Genomic DNA, 23,043 nt, shown 5'->3' on the forward strand with positions numbered 1-23,043 from the left:
GTCATTTTCGAATGACGGAAGCATCGTCACCCGACTACTTAGTTTTCACAAATTGCAGCCCACCAAATCAGGTACTTTCTGAGTTAAAAATCAGGGTTTCACCTGATATGCACTCTCTAGCTCTACAGATAAAGTCTGTCTGCCTTAATGATTTTTTAAGGTATCGCCAAGTGGGAATCGGCCAATGCCGTGATCCATTGGCGCTACCAGAATCAGGCGCCATTCCGGTTTGCCTGCGGATGGTGGAGGATGCGCCAAGCCACGCAATAGAAAGCAGGATAGTCCCGTCTTGCAGGTTAGACCAATGCCTGCCGTCGAGATGAAAAATGCGCTGTTAAAGGAACAGGAATGAATGCAAGAGAAATCATGCTCAGGTCGTGCACACGGGTGATCCGAGCGAGGCTCACGGATATTGAACAAGAAGGTTTTAAAAAAATTTACTTATTTATCAAATAATTATGTTTGTTTTTTTGAAACATAAATTTTATAACTTAGCATTATTGAGGGTTTATATATGTCTCAGAGAGTGCATAACGACAATAATAATGTGACTAACAATGATGTTTTTCCCTCGCTAGCAACTCAATCGCATGATCCGAAAAAGCTGCCCGGCAAAACCATAAAGTACCGTGGAAAAGTCAGGCAAAAAGCCATATGCCCACTTAAGCGGCGGACTCTGGCCGGATTCAGCCTGATGCTTATGCTGCCATGGATGGGAAGCGCCGCCTGGGCAGCACTGCCGGGCGGCACCTTGGATCCGGCGACAATACCCAAATACGCCAGTCCTTTGTATGTTCCACCCGCAATGCCTAAAGTGCCTTACAAAAGTAATTCTAAAATCGATTATTACGAAATCGCTGCACGCCAGATTTCACAACAGGTTCTTCCGGCTCCGCTGCCTAAAACGAAACTATGGGCATATGGTGCCAGCAGTGATTCGAAAACCTTCCATTCTCCTTCCTATACCATCGAAGCGAAAGTCAACCGGCCGGTACAGGTAAAATGGATCAACGACCTCAAGGATAAAAAAGGAAATTTCCTTCCCCATCTTCTGCCGGTCGATCAAACCGTGCACTGGGCCAATCCTGCCGGAGGCCCGGGAGGACAGGACAGCATGGGCACAAACCCGAATCCGTATACCGGACCAGTGCCTTTGGTTACACATTTACACGGCGCGCATGTCGTTTCGGGAAGCGACGGCTATCCCGAATCGTGGACGTTGCCTGCGGCATCGGATATTCCGGCCGGCTATGCGCCCCGAGGCTCCCATTGGACACAAATAGACGGAGCCGCCGATGAGGCCGGAGCCGCAACTTATCAATATACCAATGATCAACGCGCCACGCATATGTGGTTCCATGACCATGCGCTGGGCATGACCAGAAACAACGTCTATGCCGGTTTGGCAGGAAATTACTTTTTACGCGGCGGCGCATCGGACCTCCCTAGCGCGTCATTGCCGAAAGGCGTCTACGAAATTCCCCTGATCATCCAGGACCGCGCTTTCAACAGTGACGGCAGTCTGTTTTATCCGGGCGATCGGGCGTTCTTCGAAGGACTGGCCAAGAACGATCTTCAGATACCCTTCATTCCGAGCAAAACCGCAACGGGCGGCGACAGCGATGTCTCACCCATCTGGAATCCGGAATATTTTTCTAACGTGATGCTGGTCAACGGCCACAGCTGGCCGAAACTTAACGTCGAGCAGCGCCGTTATCGTTTTCGCATTCTGAATGCGTCAGACTCGCGCTTCATGATTCTGAAAATTGCCGGCGACCCGACAGCCCGGCCAGCAACAGAGGCCGTGCCGTTTTGGGTGGTTGGAGGCGATGGCGGATTTCAGACCCAGCCGGCACAATCAGGCTCGCTTCTGGTCGGGCCCGCCGAGAGAGCCGATGTGATCGTGGATTTCACCAATGTGGCTAACGGTACGCAGCTTTACCTGATCAACGAAGGCCCTGATGAGCCTTATGGCGGCGGCCAAGGCGGGGTGGATTATGCGTTCTCCGATCCGGACACCACAGGCCAGATCATGAAGCTTAACGTCGTGCAGGCAACTTCGAAAGACAACTCGGTTCCTCCGCAACAGATAACGGAGTTGTTGCCGGCTGAAAATTTAGGCAACCCTTCAACGATACGCAAGGTTTCCCTCAACGAAATGGAATCCGGAACCGTGTTTGCCAATTACAACACCGATGCCAATGGCAACCTGGTGAATATTATCGAGGACCCTACCGGGATTCCGTTCGGCCCGACCATTTCCATGCTTGGCACGCTGGATAGCTATGGCGCTCCTGCGCCCTTCCCCTGGATGGACCCGGTTACCGAAAATCCCGGCAACGGCGCCACGGAGATATGGGAAGTCTATAACTTCACCGCAGACGCCCACCCTGTCCATATGCACTTGGTAGAGTTCCAGGTTGAAAGCCGTGAGCCGCTGCAAACCGATCTGAACGGTATGCCTTTGCTCCCGGCAACACCAATAGGAGGCGCTGCCAGGGGACCGGAAGCCTGGGAATTCGGTTCCAAAGACACAGTGATCGCCTATCCCGGCGAAGTAACGCGCGTAAAAGCCCGATTCGACCGCCCCGGCCTGTATGTCTGGCATTGCCATATTCTGTCTCATGAAGACCACGACATGATGCGCCCTCTCTGCGTGGGCAATCAGGCCGACTGCCCGGTTCCGCTGGCGGGCAACTAAGCCAGGACTGGCATAAGGCAAGTATCGTTCCGACTTTGTAGCAATTTGTGGAGCAAATTACGTGTCGAATATTACCTAAAGCGTATCGGAGTGCAGCCCCGGATAGGCTGCACTCTTTCTCACGTTAACATTAAAGCCGGCAGTATTTCGCTCTTTCGATAACGATAATAGGAAGACTCTCATAAACGGTAGAAAACAGGATTAGGTGATCTAAAGATGAAAAAAAGCTATTCTAATAGTGTGGGGGCGACTGACTTTAGCCGACCGTTTCAACATAAAAGGCGGCTAAAGTCGCCCCCACAAGCTTGCGTAAGTGCTACCTTCAGAATCTATGACCTGCTGACTGCCTGCCATGAAAAACCCTGATAAAACAATAAACGGATTGAACGCGGCCGGCTTTGTGCTGTTATCGGCCGTGTTGTTCAGCCCTTCCCTGTCGGCTGCGCCGCTGACGGCTTCGGAAACGCGGGGCAAGCAGCTTTACCTGACCGGCGCCGGCCCTTCCGGCAAGCCGGTCAAAGCGCTGGTAGGGCCCGAATCGACGGAACTGTCGGGGACGGATGTGCCCTGTGCCGGCTGCCATGGCGAGGATGGGCATGGGCGGCCGGAAGGCGGCATCGTTCCAACCGACATCACCTTTGAGCACCTGACCCTGGCCTATGGGCACACCCATGACAACGGCAGAAAACATGCCGCTTTCACGGCCGGCACTATCGCCGCGGCTATTGCCGGCGGCCTCGATCCGGCCGGCAACCGGCTGGATTCCGCCATGCCGAGATACGCGTTGTCTGCCAGCGACAGCGCCGACCTGATCGCGTACCTGAAACGCCTCTCGACCGATGCCGATCCGGGACTGAGCGAGTCTGTCATTCGGCTGGGCACAGTGCTGCCGATGCGCGGCCCCTTGGCGGGCATGGGCCAGGCCATGAAGGACATGCTGTCGGCTTATTTTGACGAGATCAATGCGCGAGGCGGCATTTACAATCGCGAGATTCGTCTGGAAGTCGCCGAGTTCACCGGCAGCGCCGATTCGACCATAAAGAATGCGCGCCGTCTGTTCGAAGCCGAACCGGTATTTGCTTTGATAGCGCCGTTCGCCGGCAACCTGGAGCAGGACATTTTATTGCTGAGCGAGAGCCGCAGCGTTCCGCAGATCGGCCCTTATACCTTGTTTCCTGAAGAGAATCCGGTCCTCAGCCGATCCGCTTTCTATCTGCTGCCTGGCCTTAAAAACGAGGCCCGCGCCATGGTGGATTACGCGGCTGATGCATTGCGCCTGAAGAATGCCGCGCCGATGGTCATCGGCCCTGAAAACGCCATGGTCCAAGGCGCGCTCGAAGCTATCGACAAGCAAAGCCAGGCCCGCGGCTTGGGTCCGGCCGGCAAATTCATTTATCCGCAGCGTCAATCCCAGATGTTTGCTGCTGAACTTAAAAGGCGGGCGCCGGGCGTGATTTTCTTTTTTGGCGCCGATGATGAATTGCGCATGTTATTGAAGAGCATCAAGCAATTGAAGCTGAAACCTTACCTGTTTGTCTCCAGCTCATTGACAAGCCCTGGCATGTTTAATGAAGCGCCCGGCAGCCGGATTTTCATGTCCCTGTCTCTCATACCGCCCGTTCAAGCGAACGCGGATGAGTTTTTCCGACTGATCAAACGCAATAATCTTTCAATGCATCATTTAACCGCGCAAGCCGTATCTTACAGTGCAGCCAAACTATTAGCGGAAGGCCTGCAAAGAACAGGCAGGGACTTAAGCAGGAAAAAGCTGATCAATGCGCTGGAAACTATTTATCAGTTCGACACGGGGGTGATACCCCTTCTTTCTTACGGGTCGAACCGACACATAGGCTCAACAGCGGTTACTATTGTTTCAGCATCCCGAAATGAGCGTTAGTCCGCCAATTGGACTTGGCGAAACGAAACAGGATTAAAAGACCGATTGTCAGAGCGGGTAATGCCGGCCTCTCCTGCCACTGAGATCAATTCCGCTACATTATGCACATTGAGTTTTTTCATCAGATTAGTCCGGTGCGTCTCCACTGTTTTTAAACTGATGCAAAGACTGTCCGCCATTTCTTTATTTTTATAACCCTCGGTTATCAATTTAAGCAATTCACGCTCCCGTGTGGTCAGGAGGTTCTGCAAATGGTTGGCCGACAGCATTCTTTCCGCCCGAAGATACCGGCTCATGATCGTCGGTAAAATCTCATCTGAAACATAGTAATGCCCCGCCAATACGTTTTTTACGGCGGAAACCAATTCTTCCGTCGAGGCGTTCTTCAGCAGATAGCCATCAGCGCCTGCCTGGAATGCGTCAGAAATGCTCGCGCCCGCATCCTTGAACGTGTAAACCAGTACTTTTGTGCCATGCCAGCGCTTCTTAACTTCTTCTATGGCTTCCACACCGTTCATCTTGGGCATGATCAGGTCCAGCAGCACCAGATCAGGCGGGACGAACCAGGTTTGCCGAAACAATTCAATGGGATCCCCGGATTGAGAAACAACATTAAACTGCGGTTCCTGAGTCAGTACCGCATACAGCCCTGCTCTTATAATCGTTTGGTCCTCAACTATTGCAATCTTATACATTTATAATTCTCCACTTCTGACGGGACTTTTTAAAAGCATTGAAAAGAAGATACTTTTAAAAATTTACAACTAATCAATTCTATTGATGCTCGAATAAAATATGTCTCATCAGGCAGACACATGATCAACATGGCTCCCCCAATCTGGTGTATCAGTGAACAAAAAACGCGACATGTTTCACAAATTTAAAAAAATGTCTGCTTTTTTATTCTTTTTAACTTGACACACTACGACATTATGCTAGCGCTTGCGTCAGAAGGGATAAATAAGCACTACTACCTAAATATTAATTTTATCTAATGATTATTTAATTAAAAATTAAATAAATATATGAAATTATTGATATTAATTTCGTGTCACGCGGGAAATTTTAAGGCATTTTTGAGCTATCATTGATTTATGCCATGAATGAGCCGTGCCGTCCGTGGCGCCATTGTCCCTGCCAAGTGCGGGCTTAACCCAGCATTTCCGACTGTTTCGGCCGCCGTCCGTCAGGCTCCATCCAATAAAGATATTCGGCGATGTATTTGGGATTACCCAGGGCCGGGCATGTTCCCCAGCGCTCCAGCGGCTCGATGCCGTATTTGACGACGCCTATGTGCTGGGTTTTGTCCTGGTCCAGTATTGGGTCCGAGAAAGTAAAACCCAGTTGTCTGCGCAGCAGTTCGATGTCATTTTTTTTGCCTGTCAGGAACTTCCATCCCGGTCCGACCCTGAAGAGCTCGGCATAGGCTTTCAGCGCTGACGGCGTGTCATGTTCCGGCTCCAGCGTGATCGAATACATGAAGATATCGCGCCCTGCCCTATCGCCAAATTCTCTCTGCACCTTTTTCAGATTCGCGGTCATGCCCGGGCAGATATCGCCGCAACGCGCGTACATGAAATTGATGAGCACGGTTTTGTCCTTGATCAGATCGTCGTAGAACCGCACGGCCTCGCCCTCATGCGTAATCAGCGGCACGTTCGGAAAGGATTTTTTGCGGCGCTCGGCCCTGTCCATTCTGGCCGGGTGAAAATCGCCTTGGGCGATAGCGGCGGAAGGCAAGGTGTTCAATGCGGCTATGCCGAGAGAAGCACCGGTCAGCTTTTTGATAAAATCTCTTTTGTTCATGGTTTTATCCTCGCTCAGTCGCGTTACTTGCCGGCCTTCGAATCATCGGGCGGCACGATGCGGAAACGAATCATCATGGCATGGTCTTCATGCACGACGTTGTGGCAGTGCAAGGGATAGTCGCCGTACCAGTCGCGGAATTGTATGTAGTAGCTGACCTCGCCCGATCCCGACGAACCCACGGCGCCATCGCCGATTCTTACTACGTCCTTGCGGGACTTGTCATCGATCGCCAGGTTCTCAGCCTTGCCGTTGCGGCTGAGCAGTTGAAATTCCTCATGATGTGTATGCACCGGATGAGACCAGCCGCCGCTCGAATTCAGCGTCCATCGCTCCGCCGAACCCTCTGCCGGATAGGCGCTGATTCTGGAGGGATCGAATAACCTGCCATTGACTGTCCAGGCGCCATTGCTTGAATCGAATTTGAAGGTCCGGTTGACCTTGATGGGATTGGTTCTGGCCGGCAACGGCACCATGACCTGAGACTGGAGCGTGCTCAACGGCGCGCTTTCATCGACGACCGGATCGCCGGACACGATGAACTTAAGGAGCTGAGTCTTGCTGCCGGAAGGCAAAATCTTGCCGGAAGTGCCCTTGCCGTTGAGCTGTTCCAGCCGGTTTTCCAGATAAATCACGGTGCCGGGCGCATATTGGCTGAAATCGACGATCACGTCCGCCCTTTCGGCTACGCCCAGCCGTACGCTGGAGACGACTTGCGCCTTGGGCAGCAGATTGCCGTCATTGGCGATGCGCGTGAACTTGGCGCCATTGCTCAGAAACAGTTCGATGAACCGCGACGGCCCCGCATCCAGGCAACGGAAACGGTACTTGCGGCGTTTGACATACATATAGGGCTTGATCTTGAAGTTGACCGTCTGCATGTCGCCGACGATGCCTTCCAGATTGAAGGTATCGAAGAACATCTGTCCGGCCTGGTCGAAGACCTTGTCGGTAAACAGCAGAGGGACATCGTATTCGCCGCTGGGCAGCCTCAGGCCGGTCGTTTCATCGCCGGTATCGAGGTTGATGTCATTGCTGAACAGCGTGTAGAACGAGGCCATGCCTTTATAGACGTTGGCGGCGGTGAAATCGAAACGGTGGTCGTGAAACCACAGCGTGCTTTGCGTTTCCCGCCAGTCGCCCGGACACCAGGCGCCATTGTACCAGGTGCCGTTCCTGTGCGTGCTGGCGAAGCCTGCCCGGATGTTCGGATACCAGTAATCCCACCACTTGCCGGAATCGAAGAACCGGGTCGGCCCGCCGTCGGATTCAGGGGGATTGTGGGCGTTATGCAGATGCGGCGAGCACTGGTTGATGCCGAATCCCTGGTTTTCCTTGTCATCCTTGGGCAAGCCATTGTACATACGCATGAGTATAGGCTCGCCGTAATGGGCATTGATGCGCAGCACTCCGACCGCGTCCGAATTCAGGTCGACATAAGTCCAGACTTTGGAATTGAATGCCGGGTATTCTTGCGCTGAATAAAAATTCCAGTCGATTTCCCTGACCATCAGTTCATATTTCGTGCAGGCGTCCAGGCCGCCCAACTCGCTCCAGCGCTGGTGCGCCTCGTCGCGCGCTTCCTCGAAATCGTCGAAATCATTTTTTCCGGGATTCCAAAGCATATGCTTTTCGCCGCATTTGCCTTCTTCCGGCGAAGGGCCGGTAAAAGAGCCGACCGATTGGCAGGCCTTCGGGATCGGCAGCGGCTCCGTCCAGGGCTTCCTACAGGGTGGACTGATCAATCCTCTATCGGCCGCTTCGGCCAGATTAGGCAGAAAATGGCGACCTCCGATCGCTGTCAGGCCGCCCACGCCGGCCGTCAATCCCATCTTGAATAATTCGCGCCGGCTGATGCCGGCTTTCTGAATATCGTTAACCTCCTGCATATACCGGGCTATGGCCTTTTCGCGCTGGCTGTAATTCGTTACTTTGACTGTTTTCTTAAACATGACACTCCTTCCCCATCTTTATTTTTGAAAAACCGCGCAAAGAAATTGTGTTTCAGTGCTTTTCTTTTTGCCCAACGCTCAACAGCAAGTCCAGATGCTGTTTTGCCGTTCAGCCTTAAAAACCGGCCCTTGGTAGGGCCGGTTTCCGATTCCCTGCGCTTATTTGGGCGCAACAGCGATGTTTTCCCGCTTGGCGCTTGTCGCCGAGGAAATCAAGCTGATCGGCGTCCTGCAGGCTGGTCCCGGTCTTAACCGGACTTCCCAGGTACCGTTAGGCACGCCGGCAACAACAGGGGCGGCTGCCCCCAGTTTGTTGGCACTCAGATCGGCCGGCACAGATGCCGTCAGATACAACTGAATGCTGTTATTGGTCTGCACCGAGCTGGTGCCGGCCACGCGCCATTCGCCCGCCGTGGTACTGATGACCTTGCACTGTGATGTAGTTATCTGGATATTCTCAGGATTGACGACCGTCACTGCGACATGCGCTGTCGGCGAAACCTGGCCGTTGTCGTTGGCTACCGTGTAATCGAAGCCGAAGTTGCCTGCCGCTGTACCGGCCGTGAAAGTCACCTTGCCGGTTGCATCGGCAGCCGCCGTGCCGCCGGTGACGTTGGATAACGTTACCGAGGCCGGATTCAGCGTGCCGCCATTGCCCGAATCGTTGGCCAACACGTTGATCACTACCGACTGGCTGACAGTCGCATTGACTGGACCATCGGGATTAACGATCGGCGCAGGACCTGCTGCGGACGGAATAACCGTAACCGTCACCGTCGCCGCATTGGACTTGCCGACGCTGTTCGATGCTGTGTATTGAAAAGTCACGACACCATTGACGGAACCTGGCGTGTAGATAATTTTCGCGCCATCAGCGGACGCAGTTCCAGAACCGGCCGGTATCGCAGGCCCGACCAGTTGCAAGGAGGTGATGGGCGTTGCCGAATTCACAATGTCGTTCTCGGCAACCTGAATTTCGACTGCCGCGCCATTCGCTTCCGCCGTTGCGCTGTCATCCAGCGCCAGCGGCACGCCAGGTCCAGGTATATTGGCGCCTGTCGCCTGATTGCGCGTTACGGGGAATGTCCCGCTGCCGTTGGCAGACGACAGAACGGTGACAGTATCCGGCGGCGTGCCTACTCCCGTAGCCGTCAGTATCATTTCGGCGGGATCGTTGGCGTTGTTGGCGGCCACTGCCGTATGGCCAGGGTATTTATTCTCGTCGAGGCTTAGTTTTGGCGGCAGATCGGTTCCGAAGCCTTTATCGCTGCTGGTTGCCGTTACGGTCAGCGTATCCGTGTTGTAATCGTAATTTGCCGAAGCCGCTGTCACGATATCGACGGCATCCTTCGTGACCTTGCTGGACGGCGTGTCGGCACTGTTGATGACCGATACGGGACCAGGCAATGCGCCGCTGGGATCCACCAGGCCCTGAGTATAGAATTGGCCAAGGCCAGCCGGACCGAACGGAATCATCTTGACAGGCTTTATATTTGCCGCTGCCGCTGTCAGCGAGGGATTGGGCTGGCTGGGCAATGCCTTGATATTGCGGGCGTAGACATCGACCTGCGTACCGTCCGCGTCGCGCTTATAGAAGCTGTTGTAGATTTCCAGCGGGCTGGGAATCGGATTTGCCACAAAATCGTGCAGGCGGCCCATCAGGCTGAACTGGTCGGAACGAATACACATACCGCTAGCGCCCTGATCGCCCAATATGATGGGCGTGCCGTCTGTACGGACGCCGCAGATCTCGAAATAATTGGTGCCGAAAGGACTGCCGGTGACAAATTCCGTGGCAGCCCCATCCGACAGGAATTGAGCGCCGTTAACCGTGACCGCTCCAAGCGGGGCGCCCAGGCTGTCGGCTCGCTGCAGGAAAGGCCCGACACGGCTTTTGAGCGCGCCATCAAATATGCCGCGCGCCACACCGACGTCTTCGCTGAAGACGATGTCGCGATTGCCGGCGGAAACGGAATCAACCGGAAAGGTTTCAACGCCGTAAGGGTGCGTCACGGTATAAGTGCCCGGTTCGGGAACGCCGGCAAATACGCGGATACGTGTAAATGTTATTTGATCGCCTATGACTACGGGGCCTACAGAAAATGCCGCTTCCAGCGCCGTAACCAGCGTGGCGCGCTTGCCTGCCGGCATGTCCATCACGGATGTGGCATTGAAGTAAAACGCTTCATCGGGAAAGTTGTTCGGGAAGCTGTAAGGCGGATCGGGCAAGCCGGGTCCGACCAGTAAACAGGCATTCTGCTGCGCAGCGCCGGGGTCATTGGCGTCCGGCAAACACAGATCCAGAACTGTGCCGTTCAGATCCTGATACCAAAGAGGAAAGCCATATCCCGGCGGTGATGGCACGTTACTAGGCCCGACCCTGGCCAGATCGGCCTGTGCGGAGAAGCCCGACGCAGCGAGCGCGACTGCAATAGCTGTGTGTCTCATTTTCATGTTTAAACCTCATTGTAGGATTTACATTCATTAGGCGGTAATCCATGAACTGCTGTATGAAAATTATTTCTTGTATTGATAATCCTCATCCATTCCTCAACTGAAGCCGCCTAATTAATGTCCGGTATGGGCATCAGGCAGGCTCGTTAAGGGCCGCAATGGCAGCCAGACTGAGCTGCTCTCGATCACAGCGTATAACAAAAGCAAATCAAACAAACTCGGGTGAACACCTGAAATTGAGTCAGGCAAATACCTGATTGTAAAAGCGGGATTTAACTTTTAATTCAAGGGAAAGCATCCGCAGGCAGGATACTCAACAAATTGAAATGATTGAATTTTCCATAGTGAATGGCAAAGACCTCAATCATGGCGAAGCACCGGACAAACGCATCGATACCAAGCGATCGAAAACCTCGCGCGGCAATAAAAGGAGATGACGAAAAAAGCCGAACCCTCTTCAATCCCGCAAGTTTCCACAGCCTCGCCGCCCGGCAGCGGCATGCTTTGCATCAGACGGGATGAGACCAGCAGGGATAAAAAAACCGCCGTACGGGATTGTCAGATTCGACCATCCGGCACGGCGGCTTATTTCCCTACCGTCGCTCTAAAGCGGCTTTACTATCTCCTTACAGTGACAGGGACGGTTATTTTGCCGCCGCCTGACGAAACGACAGTGATAGTCGTATTGTTTCCTAACGGGGCACCGCCGCGGCTATCGAATTTCCATCTGCCGCGCTGGTCCGCCGCCGCAGTGCCGATAATGGTTCCCGTCTCGGATGAACCGACATGGATGGTGACGGTGGTATTGGCCCCCGAGGTGCCTCTGATCGACCAGCGGACGGCCCTCGTCCTGAAATCGGCTGTGATCACTGTCACCTGATCGGTTACGGCGACGGGATTGACCGTGATCGTCACTGTGGCCGTGGCTGTCAGGCTGCCGTCGGAAACGGTGTACTGGAACGCGTCGGTGCCGGTAAAGCCGGCATTTGGCGTATAGGTGACACTGTTGGCGTTAAAGTTTACCGTACCATTGGCAGGGGATGATGCGATGGCCGCTACGGTCAGATTGTCGCCGTCTATATCGCTGTCATTGCCCAGCACAGAAACAGTGACTGGGGTGCCGGCAGTGGTTGTCGCCGCGTCATTGACCGCGACCGGGTTATCGTTGACCGCTGTCACGGTAACTGTGATCGTGGCAGTGGCCGTGAGATTGCCGTCGGAAATGCTATAAGTGAAAGCGTCTGTGCCATTGAAGTTGGCATTGGGCGTATAGCTGACCGTATTATCCGGATTGATGGCTGCTGTACCATTCACAGGCGGATTGACTGATGTCAGAGTCAGCGTGTTGCCGTCCGCATCGCTGTCGTTGGCGAGCACCGCAATATTCGCCGGCGTATCCTCGGCCGTTGTCGCCTCATCGTTCACGGCCGCCGGAGCGGCATTCGAGCCGATGACATCGATCGTCACGGTTGCCGGACCAGACGAGTTGCCGTCCTGCGCCGTATAAGTAAAGCTGTCCTGTCCGATAAAGCCGGTATTGGGCGTATAGGTGAATGAGCCGTCCGGATTCAGGGCAAGCGTACCGTTACTGGCATTGGCAGCCAGAACAGCGGTCAGCGCTGTCCCATCAGGATTAATATCATTCCCCAGCACACCGGGCGCAGGAATCTCAAGCACGGTATTTTGCGATGTGCTGTAAGCATCGTTGACGGCTACCGGCTGTGCCGCTCCCACAATGGTGACATTCTCGATATCCGATCCGCCGGCCGTCGAGATCACCCTGACTTTGGAAGGCGCAGCCGTTATATCGGGAACCGTCAGGCCGCCATTGCTCAGATTGCCGAATCCGAATGCCGTGAGTGTCGGCGGATTGAGCAGATCACTGGAAACGGCTTCTATGGTCATGGTTTTCAATTGCAGATTATATTCCGCTCGCGTAATGTCGACCTTGTCGGTCAACAGGCTCAGCAATCGGGTAGGTGTCTTGCCTGAGCTGTTGGCCGTCACACTGACCACTCGGGGCAATATGGCGGCATCTTCCAGCAGCAGACTGGAATAGAACAAGCCGTTGCCGTCGCCGATCAGCGGATTTTCTCCGGCCGGCAGATTCGCGCCGCCGCTCACGGTTACATTGGCCGCTGCGTCCGAGGTGGCAAAGATATCCACCTGGCCGGCGCTGTTGGCCTGACGGGCGTAGGTGGTTCGGGTGGTCACCAGCGCGGCCGGTTCAACTTGCGTGAAAACCTTGCCGGAAACGGTGAACAGGTTGGTCTGCACGCTGCTGGCGCTGCCATTATTGTCGCTATCGCCCGGGTCGATAGCGAGCGGCGTCACGCCGTCCAGCGCCACGGCTTCGATGCGGAAGAAATTGGTGTTGCAGGGGCTGCCCGTCACAGTATGAGGTATGGCCGGATTGCCGATGTATTGCCCGCCCTGCGCGTCGGTGATCGGCAGATCGGAATCCCATTGCAAAATCGGCCCGATGCGGCCCTGATGCACGGAATTGGCGGCAAACGAGAAATCGAAGCTCTCGTTGACGGCCCGTCTGGCCGGCGTTTCGATCGTATAGACTTCGCGGCCCCAGGGATGGGTTACCGTGTAGATGCCGGCCTGTGGAATATCGATGCGGATCCGCAGGCGCGTAAACGGAAACTGATCGCCGTTCCTGGGGGTTTCGGTCAAAAAAGCGGCCTCGACGCCGGTGATCAGGCGCGCATCAATGCCGGCAGACGTAGTCAATCTGGCATCGGCTGACGCCCAGAAGCCCTCGGCGCCGAAACCGATCTGCTCAGAGAAGACATTGCCTGGAATCACCGGATCGGAGATGCACAGGTTCGGGTCCAGGCACATTTCCACGGTCAGTCCGCTGGAATCCTGAACCGATAAAGGAAAACCGTTTTGTGGGTTAATGGGACCGATGTTCATGGGCGTTGCCCCTTCGATCGGACAGCCGCCGGGAATTGCGTGGGCGCTCTGGGCGCAGGCAAACAGCGCGAAGGCGGCGACAATACTCGTATTAAGCCTTGAATTCATGAGGTTTCTCCGTATTTTTTATCAGTCGTTGCAAGTGTCGGCATAAGTCAGATATAGCCGCACCTTCACCGGATGATGGTTATGTCTTCGCTGTCTGTTCCCCCTTTTGCCGAGGTCACGGTGACTTTCGCAGGCGGAGCGATCACATTGCTGAATGTGCCGCTGCCGTTGGTCAGATCGCCGAACCCGAAGACCGTGAGGACAGGATTCGTTGCCTTGTCGCTGGAGTTCGCCTGGATGGTCAGGGTCTGTGATGTCACGTTATATTCGGCCTTGGTAATATTCACGGCATCGGTGAGCAGGTTGATATGCGAGGCGTTGGCATTGCCGCTGTTCTTGGCGCTGACTTCCACTGAATCCGGCAACACACTGGCGTCCACTGGAATGCTCTTGAAAAACAGGCCTTGTCCGTTGCCATCCAGCGGTACGTCATCCGGGGGCAGATTGGGCTCCCCTCTCACCGTGACTTCGGCTAAGGGCGCCGAGGTGACAAACGCGTTCACTTGCCCTTCATCGCCGATCTCGCGGGTATAGCTGGTGCGGTCGACCACTAACGGCGCCGGCGCGTTGCCGCTGAAAAGCTTGCCGGAAACGTTAAATAAATTGGTCTGCACGCTGCTGGTGCCGCCTATACCATCGCTGTCGCCCGGATCGATAGCGAGCGGCGTTACGCCGTCCAGCGCCACGGCTTCGATGCGGAAGAAATTGGTGCCGCAAGGGCTGCCGGTCACAGCATGGGGTATGGCCGGATCGCCGATATATTGTCCGCCCTGCGCGTCGGTGATCGGCAGTCCGGCATCCCAGCGCAGAATCGGCCCGATGCGGCCCTGGTGCACGGAATTGGCGGCGAATTCGATATCAAAGCTGTCGTTGACGGCGCGCACGCCCGGCGTGTCGATTGTGTATACCTCCTGCCCCCAGGGATGCGTCACAGTATAAATGCCGGCCTGCGGAACATCGATGCGGATGCGCAGGCGCGTAAACGGAAACTGCTGGCCGGCAGCCGGGTTTTCGGTCACGAAGGCGGCCTCGACACCGGATATCAAACGCGCATCAATGCCGGCGGTCGTGGTAATAATCGCATCGGCTGCCGCCCAGAAACCCTCGGCGCCAAAGCCTATCAATTCCGAAAATTCATGCCCTGGAATCACCGGATCGGAGATGCACAGCGTCGGATGCAGGCATATTTCCACGGTCAGTCCGCTGGAATCCTGAACGTAAAGCGGAAAACCGCTGTCCGGGGAATTGTTGAGGGGACCGATATTCATGGGCGTCGCCCCTTCAATCGGACAGCCGCCGGTGATCGCCTGCGCTGTCTGAAAAAAACTGAACGGCAACAGTACGAGAGGAAGAAAAATAGTACGCCTTGATTTCATAATTTTTTCTCCAAGCTTTTCGAAAGATGCGAATGACGAAAAAGGCACCCGAATTCCTTTACCTAAAGATAAGGACGTAGAGGTTTAAAGTGGTTAGGCGGCGGTTTCATAATCGTAATCGTGAAACCGGAATTGTTGCGTCCTTTAACGCTTGCTCAAGCATATTAAAGGCGAAGAAAATACGCTATCAGGTGAAAACTGTATTTGGCGCTGAAAAATACCTGACTAAAAATTAAGGTACATTGCAGCGGAATGGAAATCATGTGGAGATTTATTGAGCCAGACGAGCAGCCATACCTTGATATAACTGATTTGGCAGAGTCCTTTTTTATTTTGTCGGCCGGGCTGGCCGATAGGGTGTCAAACCGGTCTTCATTCAATGTCCGGCACTCATCACATGACGGGGTCAGCATGCGTAAAGTCGGATGAAACCGATCCTGCACTTATCGTTTAAGATAAGAGCCAGGCTTTATAGTAAGTTCACTGTTGGAATTGATTATCGGCTAGTTCAGCGCTGTTTCACAGTTTTTGGTAGCGGACCGGCATACACAAACGGAATTGAATTTCAGCTATTTGGGGCTTCCAAAAGATTGCCGGCCGGTTTATTGACGGCCAGCACCAGTTCGGCGCGCTGCTTTTCCAGAATCAGCAATTCAATTTCGCGGCGCAAATACTCGTCCGATTTTTCAGTGGCCTCGAAACGCTTCTGCTGCTCCTTGACTTCGGCTTTCAGCTGCATATCTTTCAAACGCGCTTCGTACTCAATCTTGTCCGCCTTCAGCTTCTGCTGCACATTGTTCCTTTGCTGCTGCTGGTGTTCCTGCGCCTTGAGCTCGGCTTCCAGATCCATCTGCTGCAGGCGCTGCTGCTGCTTAAGGTTCTCGACATGCATTTTTTCCTTGGCCTCGTTCCAGCGCGCCTGCTGCTTTTCGAATTCCCTGATTTCGGCGTCCAGCGCCGTTTCCTTCAAGCGCGCGTTATGCGACAGTTGATTGAGCTGGTTTTGCTGTTCGATCTCGTGCAGCAGCGCCTGGCGCTTTTCCTGCTCCTCGATTTCGGCCCGCCATGCCATCTCTTTCAGGGCATTTTCGTGTCTGATTTTTTCCGCATGCAGACGCTTTTCAATGTCGAATTGCTCGGCCTGCAGCTTTTCCTGGTCCTTCAGGCGCAACTGCTGGTTTTCAGCGTCCTGAATGGCTTTCAGCCTTCGCAGTTCCTCTTCCCTGTTCAGCTGCTGCAGTTGCTGTTGTTCATGCAGCAGTTTCTGATTTTCCAGTTCCTGCGCCTGGCGCTGCTTTTCCTGCGCCTGTTTTTCCCGAAACTCGAAATTCTTTTTAACTACGCTCAGATAGACGGACGCCTGCGCAAACCGGCCGTCCAGCGCCAGCGCCGCATCGTCAGGAAACTCTTCGAAAGAGGGCTTCAACGTGCAGAAAGTCCGGCATTGAATATCGCGGATCATCAATAGCTCATTAACGGCCTGGGCTATCTTTTGCTCTGTGCTCCTCAAGCCTGTCTGTATCCAGGCGCCGTCGTCCAGATTCAGCAATTCCCTGTCGACTGCATCCCTGACCAGGCCTTCATAAGCCGCTTGGATATGTTGGTTGATGTCGGGCAACAGCTCCCAGTTGGCGGCCGCGTACTTGATTGAAGCCTGAAAGCGAATATCGAGCCGCGACGCTATGGTGCAGAAGCCGTCATAGAGTTTGTTATCGGCCGTTAAGGACCAGTCGGCTATCGTGAGCGGATAGACGGTATGGTAAAAGCGCTTGACGAATTTCTCGGGCCGGCTGAACAGCTTGCTGTAAAAGCCGAGCCGGGAGTGAACGATGCGCCGCTCGGCATCAAAGCCGGGGTCCCAACTCTCCTGCCCGGCAATGTCCTGGTCGAAATCGAATCCGCCCAGCCATTTTTCCAGATCGGTGTTTTCATTATTCATTGGCGGCCTGCTGCACTGCTTCGAGTTTAATTCCGGATTCGGCTTTGATAGCGCGGATTTTTTCGCCCATGCGCTGGGCGATCAGCGGATACAGGTTGGGAGCGAACTCGACGGTTCGGGCATCGACCTTGCGCAGAAAACCGCGGCTTAGCAACAAGCCGACGGCAAACATTCTCGACCAGTCGGAATAGCGCCTGGCCCGCTCCAGCTCGCTTTTCTCGATCACCATTTCAAGCTCGTCGTTTTCGTTGATTCTGAATTCGGTGAATTGCCGGAGGCATTCGAACACCAGTTCCTCCTCCTGATCGGTCAACGGCCCGGGCGCCGTCATCTCTAGCCGATATGACAGCAATACCGTAAAAAACTCGATCATGGAGGCGCAGACGAACGCGAACGGGGAAAAATCTCTCCACATCAGGAACGACGGCTGCACGCCCTGCACAAACTGCGCGTAAGACATCACCGCAGGCGCTTCGGGCACGGCATAGCCCAGACCGGTCGCAAGCTGGTTGAATTTAAGCTGCACGTCGTTAAGGCTGGACAGCACAGTCTGGTAGGCGCCGCTTTCATCCTGCCCGAGACTCACCTGCCTGAGGCTGGCCTGCAGTTTGCGCATGTCGTCGTCAAGCTGCCGGAATCCCTGTTCAAGCTGGGCTGACTGCTGCGCTTTAGCCTGATAAAGCTCATTGTAATGCTTCCAGAACGGCCCCTCGCCTACCTGATTTCTATACTCGACAGCAATTTGCGGATGCGTGCCGAAATAGGCTTGCGAAACTTCCTTGGACGCCAGTTCCAGTTGTGCGCGCTGCTGCTCGAGAATCTCGGTTTTTACGGCCAGGATTTTGTTCAGGTAATGATTAACGTCATCCCTCACCTGATTCAGCCGCTCTATATGCAGGTTGTCCTTTTCCGATATTTCGTAAAATTGAAAATAAGAAAATGAAACCGAGGCGATAATGGCCACCAGCAGGGAAGCTAATACGCTGATATAGCGAATCCGGTTGGCTTTCCAGTGGATGCCGGCAATTTCCAGCGAACAGATGACGATGATGGACTGAATCGCCACGGTGATGATCAAGGCGATCCACGGCGTGATGAAATGCGACATGCCGTAGTAAGTCGTAAATCCGGAGGCCAGACTCAGCAATAGAACAATCGGGATTGTCCATATCCTCAACAGGCCGACGAACAGTGTCTGGATACGGTTGATGATGCCGCCGGTGCCACCGGAGCCCATGACGCGAAAATTATTCAGGTTCATTCCTCACACCTTGATTAATCTTACCGATGCGAGAATTTGCAGGATATTTTTCAGCTGTTTTCATATCGGTATTTATATGGCGGGTTATTGTTAGTCGGCTTCAAATCAAAGCCTTTATGCCTGTATTTCAACATGTTAAGTACGAATACTTATAGCCGGCTTTGAGCCATGCGGTCAAGATAATATTTACGGCGCTTACTTCTTGTGGAAAAAATGCTTTGTAGGGTACGCGTACCATTTTCAAAGTTTTTCGATGAACCAAACTTCAAAAGGTACGCGATGCGTACCCTACGACTGAAATTCGCCTTCTCACGTAAAACTTCAGGGGGCTCGGCTTGATACAATGTTAAATTAGCCACTGGAAAAACACTCAACATTACATATGGACATTATATTTAAAGAATACGGCCGGGTTATCTGGCAGAAAAAGTGGTATTTTCTGTTATCGCTGTTTGCTTTGGTCTGCGCCGTTATGCTGGATTTGTCGGCGCCCCTCTATTACAAAAACATCGCCAACGGGTTGGCGAAGCCCTACTCCGATGCGACCCTGGCTTCTTTGCTGGACAATCTGAAGACGATCGCGTTGATCTACGCCTGCATCTGGCTGTCATGGCGCCTGCTGGAAGTCGCAATCGTGCCGCTCGATGGCGGCGGCGTCAACTTGCTGGAAAAACGCTGTTTCGAGGTGCTGAAAAAACAGAAATACGCCTTTTTCGAGAACAGCTTTTCAGGCAGCCTGATCAAGCAGGCCAACCGCTTTTCAAGGTCTTTTGAAATCATCATGGACTGGTTCCTGTTCCAGTTCTTCATGAATATTGTCGCGGTCGCGATCTCGTTCGTGATCTTCTACCGGCAGCAGTCGCAGTTCGCGATTTATTTCCTGGCCTGGGTGGTGCTGTTCGTGGCCTGGAACATCGGCTATTCAATCTGGAAACTGCGCTTCGACAAAGCCGTGGCCAAAGGCGATTCGAAAGTCGGCGGCGCTTTTTCGGACGCCATCAGCAATATCTTCATCGTCAAAAGCTTTGCCCTGGAAGCCAGGGAGCAGGCTCAGATCAACCAGGCGTCGGATTTCGTCTACCGCAAGAAGAAAATCGCCTGGATATTGATGTTTGTCTCTTTTGCCGTACAAGGCCTGATGACCTTCGGCATCGAGCTGCTGCTGGTTTATCTGATGATCCGCAAATGGCAGGCCGGAAACTTCCAGGTCGGCGAATTCGTGCTGTTCCAATCGATCATGCTCATGCTGATCCAGCGTTTGTGGGAATTCGGGCGCAATTTCCGCAATTTTTTCACGGCGCTGGCCGATGCCTCCGAGATGGCCGATGTGTTCAGGCAGCGGGACCTGGAAGTCGATGCCTCCGACGCGAAGCCATTGAAGATCACTGAAGGTGCGATACGCTTTGATAACATCAGCTTTAGCTATAACCCGTCGAATCCCGACCAGCCGAAACTGTTCGAAAACTTCTCGCTGTCTATCAAACCCGGCGAGAAAGTCGCTCTGGTCGGGCCGTCCGGTTCCGGCAAATCATCGTTGACCAAACTGCTGTTCCGCTTCCTCGACCCGCAGCAAGGCACGCTGTCTTTCGACGGCATGCCCGCCAAAGCCTTTACGCTGCCTGCCCTGCGCCAGCAGATTTCCATGGTGCCGCAGCAGCCGGAGCTTTTCCACCGCTCGGTGCGGGACAATATCACGCTGGGTGAAGATATCCCGGAAGAACGCTTGATCGATGCAGCCCGGAAATCGCGCAGCCTGGAATTCATCGAGAAACTGCCCAATGGATTCGATACGCTGGTGGGCGAACGCGGCGTCAAGCTGTCCGGCGGCGAAAAGCAGCGCATCGCCATTGCCCGGGCGTTTCTCGAAGATGCGCCCATCGTCGTGCTGGACGAGGCTACCAGCGCGCTCGATTCGCTGACCGAAAAACAGATCCAGGTGGCCATTTTTGAGCTGATCGAGAACAAGACCGCCATCGTGATCGCGCACCGGCTGTCCACGATATTGAACATGGACCGCATCGTCGTACTGGACAAGGGCAACATCATCGAACAGGGCACGCACGAGCAGCTGCTCGCCCTGAAAGGCAAGTATTACGCCATGTGGCAGCATCAAAAAGGGGATTTTCTGGGAGAGTGAGCTGCAAGTTTTCACCAAACAATCTAGGGCAAACAGGACACAGCATTAGCAACACAGCCGGACGGGGCATGTTGCCCCGCCCGAAACGTTTGACGCTGGTTAAGTGCAGTTCCTTAGCTCACTGCGGAAACGTCGGAGTTTAAAAATGTGGGGGCGACTTTAGTCGCCCCCACATCTGATCCTAGCCCTGATATTTAAGCACTGCCAATGGCAAAGTAATGCACACAAAACAATCCGTCCCGGTCGCACCAGCAGTGCCCCGGCTCGAATCCGGCGCTGAGGGCCAGAGACCGGAATTCCTCGATCCTATATTTGTAGGAATTCTCCGTATGAATGGACTCCCCATCCAGAAAATCAAACGTTTCGCCGGCCACGACAACCTGCTGACAGGATTCGCTGCACAGATGCATCTCGATGCGCCCTTGCGGCTCATTGTAGAAAGCATGATGGTGAAAACGGTCGAGGGCAAAATTCGCCGCCGCTTTGGCATTGATGCAGCGCAGCAGGTTCAGATTGAACAACGCCGTCACGCCCGCGCTGTCGTTGTAGGCCGCATGCAATAGGCTTGCATCTTTTTTCAGATCGAAGCCGATCAGCAGGCCGCCATCGGGCTGCACACATTGCGCTATGCTGCGCAACAGGTTTTCCGCCGCTGCCGGCTCGAAATTGCCGATGCTGGAGCCCGGAAAAAAAATGACTTTCCTTTGCGCATCCGGCAGAAACGGCATCTCGAAATGCTCCGAGTAATCAAGGCAGGCCGCATGAATATCCAGCCACGGATAATCGGCCGCCAGTGTGCGGCTGGCAACGAGCAAGTGCTCTTTGGCAATGTCGACCGGGATGTAAACAGCCGGCCTTAGCGCCTCCAGCAACAACCGGACCTTGCGGCTGTTGCCGCTGCCCAGTTCAATAAGCGTATCGCCCTGCCCCAGGATTCGGGCGATGCCTTCTGCGTGTTCGCTCAGGATGCCGATTTCGGTGCGGGTCGGGTAATATTCGGGCAAATCGCAGATCGCCTCGAACAGCCGGCAGCCTTCGGCATCATAGAAAAACTTCGGCGATAGCGTTTTCTGCGGTAGACGCAGACCTTCGACGACCTCGCGCCGGAAATCAGCCGGTGGCGGCTTAAGGTCCGAAAACCGAAGATGCGGCCCGATCAGCTCAGTCTGCATCGCTAGCCAGCCGTATGCCCATGAACTGCCAGCGGTCGGCAGGATAGAAGAAATTGCGGTATGTGGCCGCGATGTGCGACTGAGGCGTCGCGCAGGAACCGCCGCGCAGCACCATCTGATTGCACATGAATTTGCCGTTGTACTCGCCCAGCGAGCCGCTCAGCGGCTGAAATCCGGGATAAGGCCGGTAAGGACTTTGCGTCCATTCCCAGACATCGCCGAACAACTGGACCGGTCCGTTCCATGTGCCGTCTTCGGCGGCCACAGGCTGCAGGAAGCCGGCTTCGCGCAGATTGCCGCGCGGCTCGCAGTCCTGGGCTGCAACCTCCCATTCCGCTTCGCCCGGCAAGCGCTTGCCGCACCAGCGCGCATAGGCATCGGCCTCATAAAAACTGACATGACAGACGGGCTCGCTCAGATCCAGGCGCCTAAGTCCAGCCAGCGATAGGGTCCACCATTCGCCGTCAGGCTTCTCCCAATAAAGCGGCGCCTGCCAGTCTCTTTGCAGCAAGGCCGCCCAGCCGTCGGAGAGCCACAAATCGGCGCGCCGATAACCGCCGTCCTCGATAAAGGCCAGAAATTCGCCGTTCGTCACCAGGCGCGAGGCCAATTGAAAATCCTCCAAAAAAACCTTGTGCCGGGGTGTTTCGTTGTCATAGGCGAAGCCTGGGCCCGAGAAACCGATCTCTCGAAGGCCGCCGTCATAACCCAGCCATTGCATCAAAACCGGCGGTTTCCCGACAGGCTCGGGCGCTGGCCGATAAGCCGGGCGCAACGGATTGAATGCGAAGTTATATTTGATATCGGTCAACAGCAGTTCCTGATGCTGCTGTTCATGGTGCAGCCCCAGCACGGTACGGAACATGATCTGATCGCGCCGGGAATCATTCGTGTTGGCTAGCAGTTCCGCCATCGCGCCATCGACATGGGCGCGATAGCGGTAAACTTCCTCGACGGTCGGCCGAGACAGCAAGCCGCGCTGAGGACGCGGGAAAAAACTGCCGACGGTCTGGTAATAAGAATTGAACAGGTAGCCGAAGCGGGGATGAAAAGCCTGATAGCCAGGCAGATAAGGCATCAGCAGAAAAGTCTCGAAAAACCAGGAAGTATGGGCCAGATGCCATTTCGGCGGGCTGACGTCGGGCATGGCCTGGATGCCGTAATCCTCGATGGCGAGCGGCTCGCACAGCTGTTCCGTTTCATGCCTGACGACCTGATATTGCGCCAGCACTTCGCCCGAAAGGGCCTGATCCGGTACTGCCGAACTGCGGGGAACTGCAAAATCCGTACGGCGCATGCTGAACTCCTCATCAGA

Annotated in this window: 13 protein-coding genes; 3 read left to right on the top strand and 10 right to left on the bottom strand. The window is 54.4% G+C overall.

The window, feature by feature from the left end:
- Positions 1–514 precede the first annotated feature (514 nt).
- Together ACTNE6_RS13230 and ACTNE6_RS13235 are read left to right on the top strand one after the other, a co-directional pair.
- Entirely contained in the window at positions 515–2,701 is a 2,187-nt protein-coding gene (locus ACTNE6_RS13230) for a multicopper oxidase family protein (RefSeq protein WP_442497066.1), read from the top strand.
- A gap of 352 nt (positions 2,702–3,053) precedes the next feature.
- The gene (locus ACTNE6_RS13235; protein ID WP_442497067.1) at positions 3,054–4,598 is read left to right on the top strand and encodes an ABC transporter substrate-binding protein; all 1,545 of its coding nucleotides are present in this window, start codon (positions 3,054–3,056) and stop codon (positions 4,596–4,598) included.
- Here ACTNE6_RS13235 and ACTNE6_RS13240 read toward each other — a convergent pair.
- The 8 genes from ACTNE6_RS13240 to ACTNE6_RS13275 form a co-directional block, all read right to left on the bottom strand.
- The gene (locus ACTNE6_RS13240) at positions 4,595–5,293 is read right to left on the bottom strand and encodes a response regulator (protein WP_194970738.1); all 699 of its coding nucleotides are present in this window, start codon (positions 5,291–5,293) and stop codon (positions 4,595–4,597) included. The genes ACTNE6_RS13235 and ACTNE6_RS13240 overlap by 4 nt on opposite strands.
- Before the next feature lie 454 nt (positions 5,294–5,747).
- Entirely contained in the window at positions 5,748–6,404 is a 657-nt protein-coding gene (locus tag ACTNE6_RS13245) for an SCO family protein (RefSeq protein ID WP_442497068.1), read from the bottom strand.
- 23 nt (positions 6,405–6,427) lie between these two features.
- Entirely contained in the window at positions 6,428–8,356 is a 1,929-nt protein-coding gene (locus tag ACTNE6_RS13250; protein ID WP_442497069.1) for a multicopper oxidase family protein, read from the bottom strand.
- A 159-nt stretch (positions 8,357–8,515) separates the two neighbouring features.
- On the bottom strand, positions 8,516–10,810 hold the full coding sequence (locus tag ACTNE6_RS13255; protein ID WP_442497070.1) for an Ig-like domain-containing protein: 2,295 nt from the start codon (positions 10,808–10,810) through the stop codon (positions 8,516–8,518).
- Positions 10,811–11,428: 618 nt separating this feature from the next.
- Positions 11,429–13,843, bottom strand: a complete 2,415-nt coding sequence (locus ACTNE6_RS13260; RefSeq protein ID WP_442497071.1) for a cadherin-like domain-containing protein — start codon at positions 13,841–13,843, stop codon at positions 11,429–11,431.
- Positions 13,844–13,908: 65 nt separating this feature from the next.
- Positions 13,909–15,219 (bottom strand): hypothetical protein, encoded by a 1,311-nt coding sequence (locus tag ACTNE6_RS13265; protein WP_442497072.1) that lies wholly within the window; start codon positions 15,217–15,219, stop codon positions 13,909–13,911.
- 565 nt (positions 15,220–15,784) lie between these two features.
- Positions 15,785–17,158 (bottom strand): hypothetical protein, encoded by a 1,374-nt coding sequence (locus tag ACTNE6_RS13270; RefSeq protein ID WP_442497073.1) that lies wholly within the window; start codon positions 17,156–17,158, stop codon positions 15,785–15,787.
- A complete protein-coding gene (locus ACTNE6_RS13275; RefSeq protein WP_442497074.1) occupies positions 17,151–18,419 on the bottom strand; it encodes a hypothetical protein in 1,269 nt (422 codons plus the stop codon). The genes ACTNE6_RS13270 and ACTNE6_RS13275 overlap by 8 nt, the downstream gene beginning before the upstream one ends.
- Positions 18,420–18,801: 382 nt before the next feature.
- Between ACTNE6_RS13275 and ACTNE6_RS13280 the strand changes: the two genes are divergently transcribed.
- A complete protein-coding gene (locus tag ACTNE6_RS13280; RefSeq protein ID WP_442497075.1) occupies positions 18,802–20,556 on the top strand; it encodes an ABC transporter ATP-binding protein in 1,755 nt (584 codons plus the stop codon).
- A 194-nt stretch (positions 20,557–20,750) separates the two neighbouring features.
- Here ACTNE6_RS13280 and egtD read toward each other — a convergent pair whose 3' ends face one another.
- Both egtD and egtB read right to left on the bottom strand, forming a co-directional pair.
- Positions 20,751–21,728: an L-histidine N(alpha)-methyltransferase gene (egtD, locus tag ACTNE6_RS13285; RefSeq protein ID WP_442497076.1), complete on the bottom strand. Its 978-nt coding sequence runs from the start codon at positions 21,726–21,728 to the stop codon at positions 20,751–20,753.
- The gene (egtB, locus tag ACTNE6_RS13290; protein ID WP_442497077.1) at positions 21,718–23,025 is read right to left on the bottom strand and encodes an ergothioneine biosynthesis protein EgtB; all 1,308 of its coding nucleotides are present in this window, start codon (positions 23,023–23,025) and stop codon (positions 21,718–21,720) included. Before egtB ends, egtD begins: the two co-directional genes overlap by 11 nt.
- Positions 23,026–23,043: the final 18 nt, after the last annotated feature.

It is taken from the genome of Methylobacter sp. sgz302048, from assembly GCF_052162025.1.
Taxonomy (GTDB): domain Bacteria; phylum Pseudomonadota; class Gammaproteobacteria; order Methylococcales; family Methylomonadaceae; genus Methylobacter.

Bases quoted from the DNA above. Each gene is read 5' to 3' on its own strand.
- ACTNE6_RS13280 (WP_442497075.1), top strand. From the start codon at position 18,802: ATGGACATTATATTTAAAGAATACGGCCGGGTTATCTGGCAGAAAAAG.
- ACTNE6_RS13230 (WP_442497066.1), top strand. From the start codon at position 515: ATGTCTCAGAGAGTGCATAACGACAATAATAATGTGACTAACAATGAT.
- ACTNE6_RS13255 (WP_442497070.1), bottom strand. From the start codon at position 10,810: ATGAAAATGAGACACACAGCTATTGCAGTCGCGCTCGCTGCGTCGGGC.
- egtD (WP_442497076.1), bottom strand. From the start codon at position 21,728: ATGCAGACTGAGCTGATCGGGCCGCATCTTCGGTTTTCGGACCTTAAG.
- ACTNE6_RS13270 (WP_442497073.1), bottom strand. From the start codon at position 17,158: ATGAATAATGAAAACACCGATCTGGAAAAATGGCTGGGCGGATTCGAT.
- ACTNE6_RS13275 (WP_442497074.1), bottom strand. From the start codon at position 18,419: ATGAACCTGAATAATTTTCGCGTCATGGGCTCCGGTGGCACCGGCGGC.
- ACTNE6_RS13260 (WP_442497071.1), bottom strand. From the start codon at position 13,843: ATGAATTCAAGGCTTAATACGAGTATTGTCGCCGCCTTCGCGCTGTTT.
- ACTNE6_RS13250 (WP_442497069.1), bottom strand. From the start codon at position 8,356: ATGTTTAAGAAAACAGTCAAAGTAACGAATTACAGCCAGCGCGAAAAG.
- ACTNE6_RS13265 (WP_442497072.1), bottom strand. From the start codon at position 15,219: ATGAAATCAAGGCGTACTATTTTTCTTCCTCTCGTACTGTTGCCGTTC.
- ACTNE6_RS13235 (WP_442497067.1), top strand. From the start codon at position 3,054: ATGAAAAACCCTGATAAAACAATAAACGGATTGAACGCGGCCGGCTTT.
- egtB (WP_442497077.1), bottom strand. From the start codon at position 23,025: ATGCGCCGTACGGATTTTGCAGTTCCCCGCAGTTCGGCAGTACCGGAT.
- ACTNE6_RS13240 (WP_194970738.1), bottom strand. From the start codon at position 5,293: ATGTATAAGATTGCAATAGTTGAGGACCAAACGATTATAAGAGCAGGG.
- ACTNE6_RS13245 (WP_442497068.1), bottom strand. From the start codon at position 6,404: ATGAACAAAAGAGATTTTATCAAAAAGCTGACCGGTGCTTCTCTCGGC.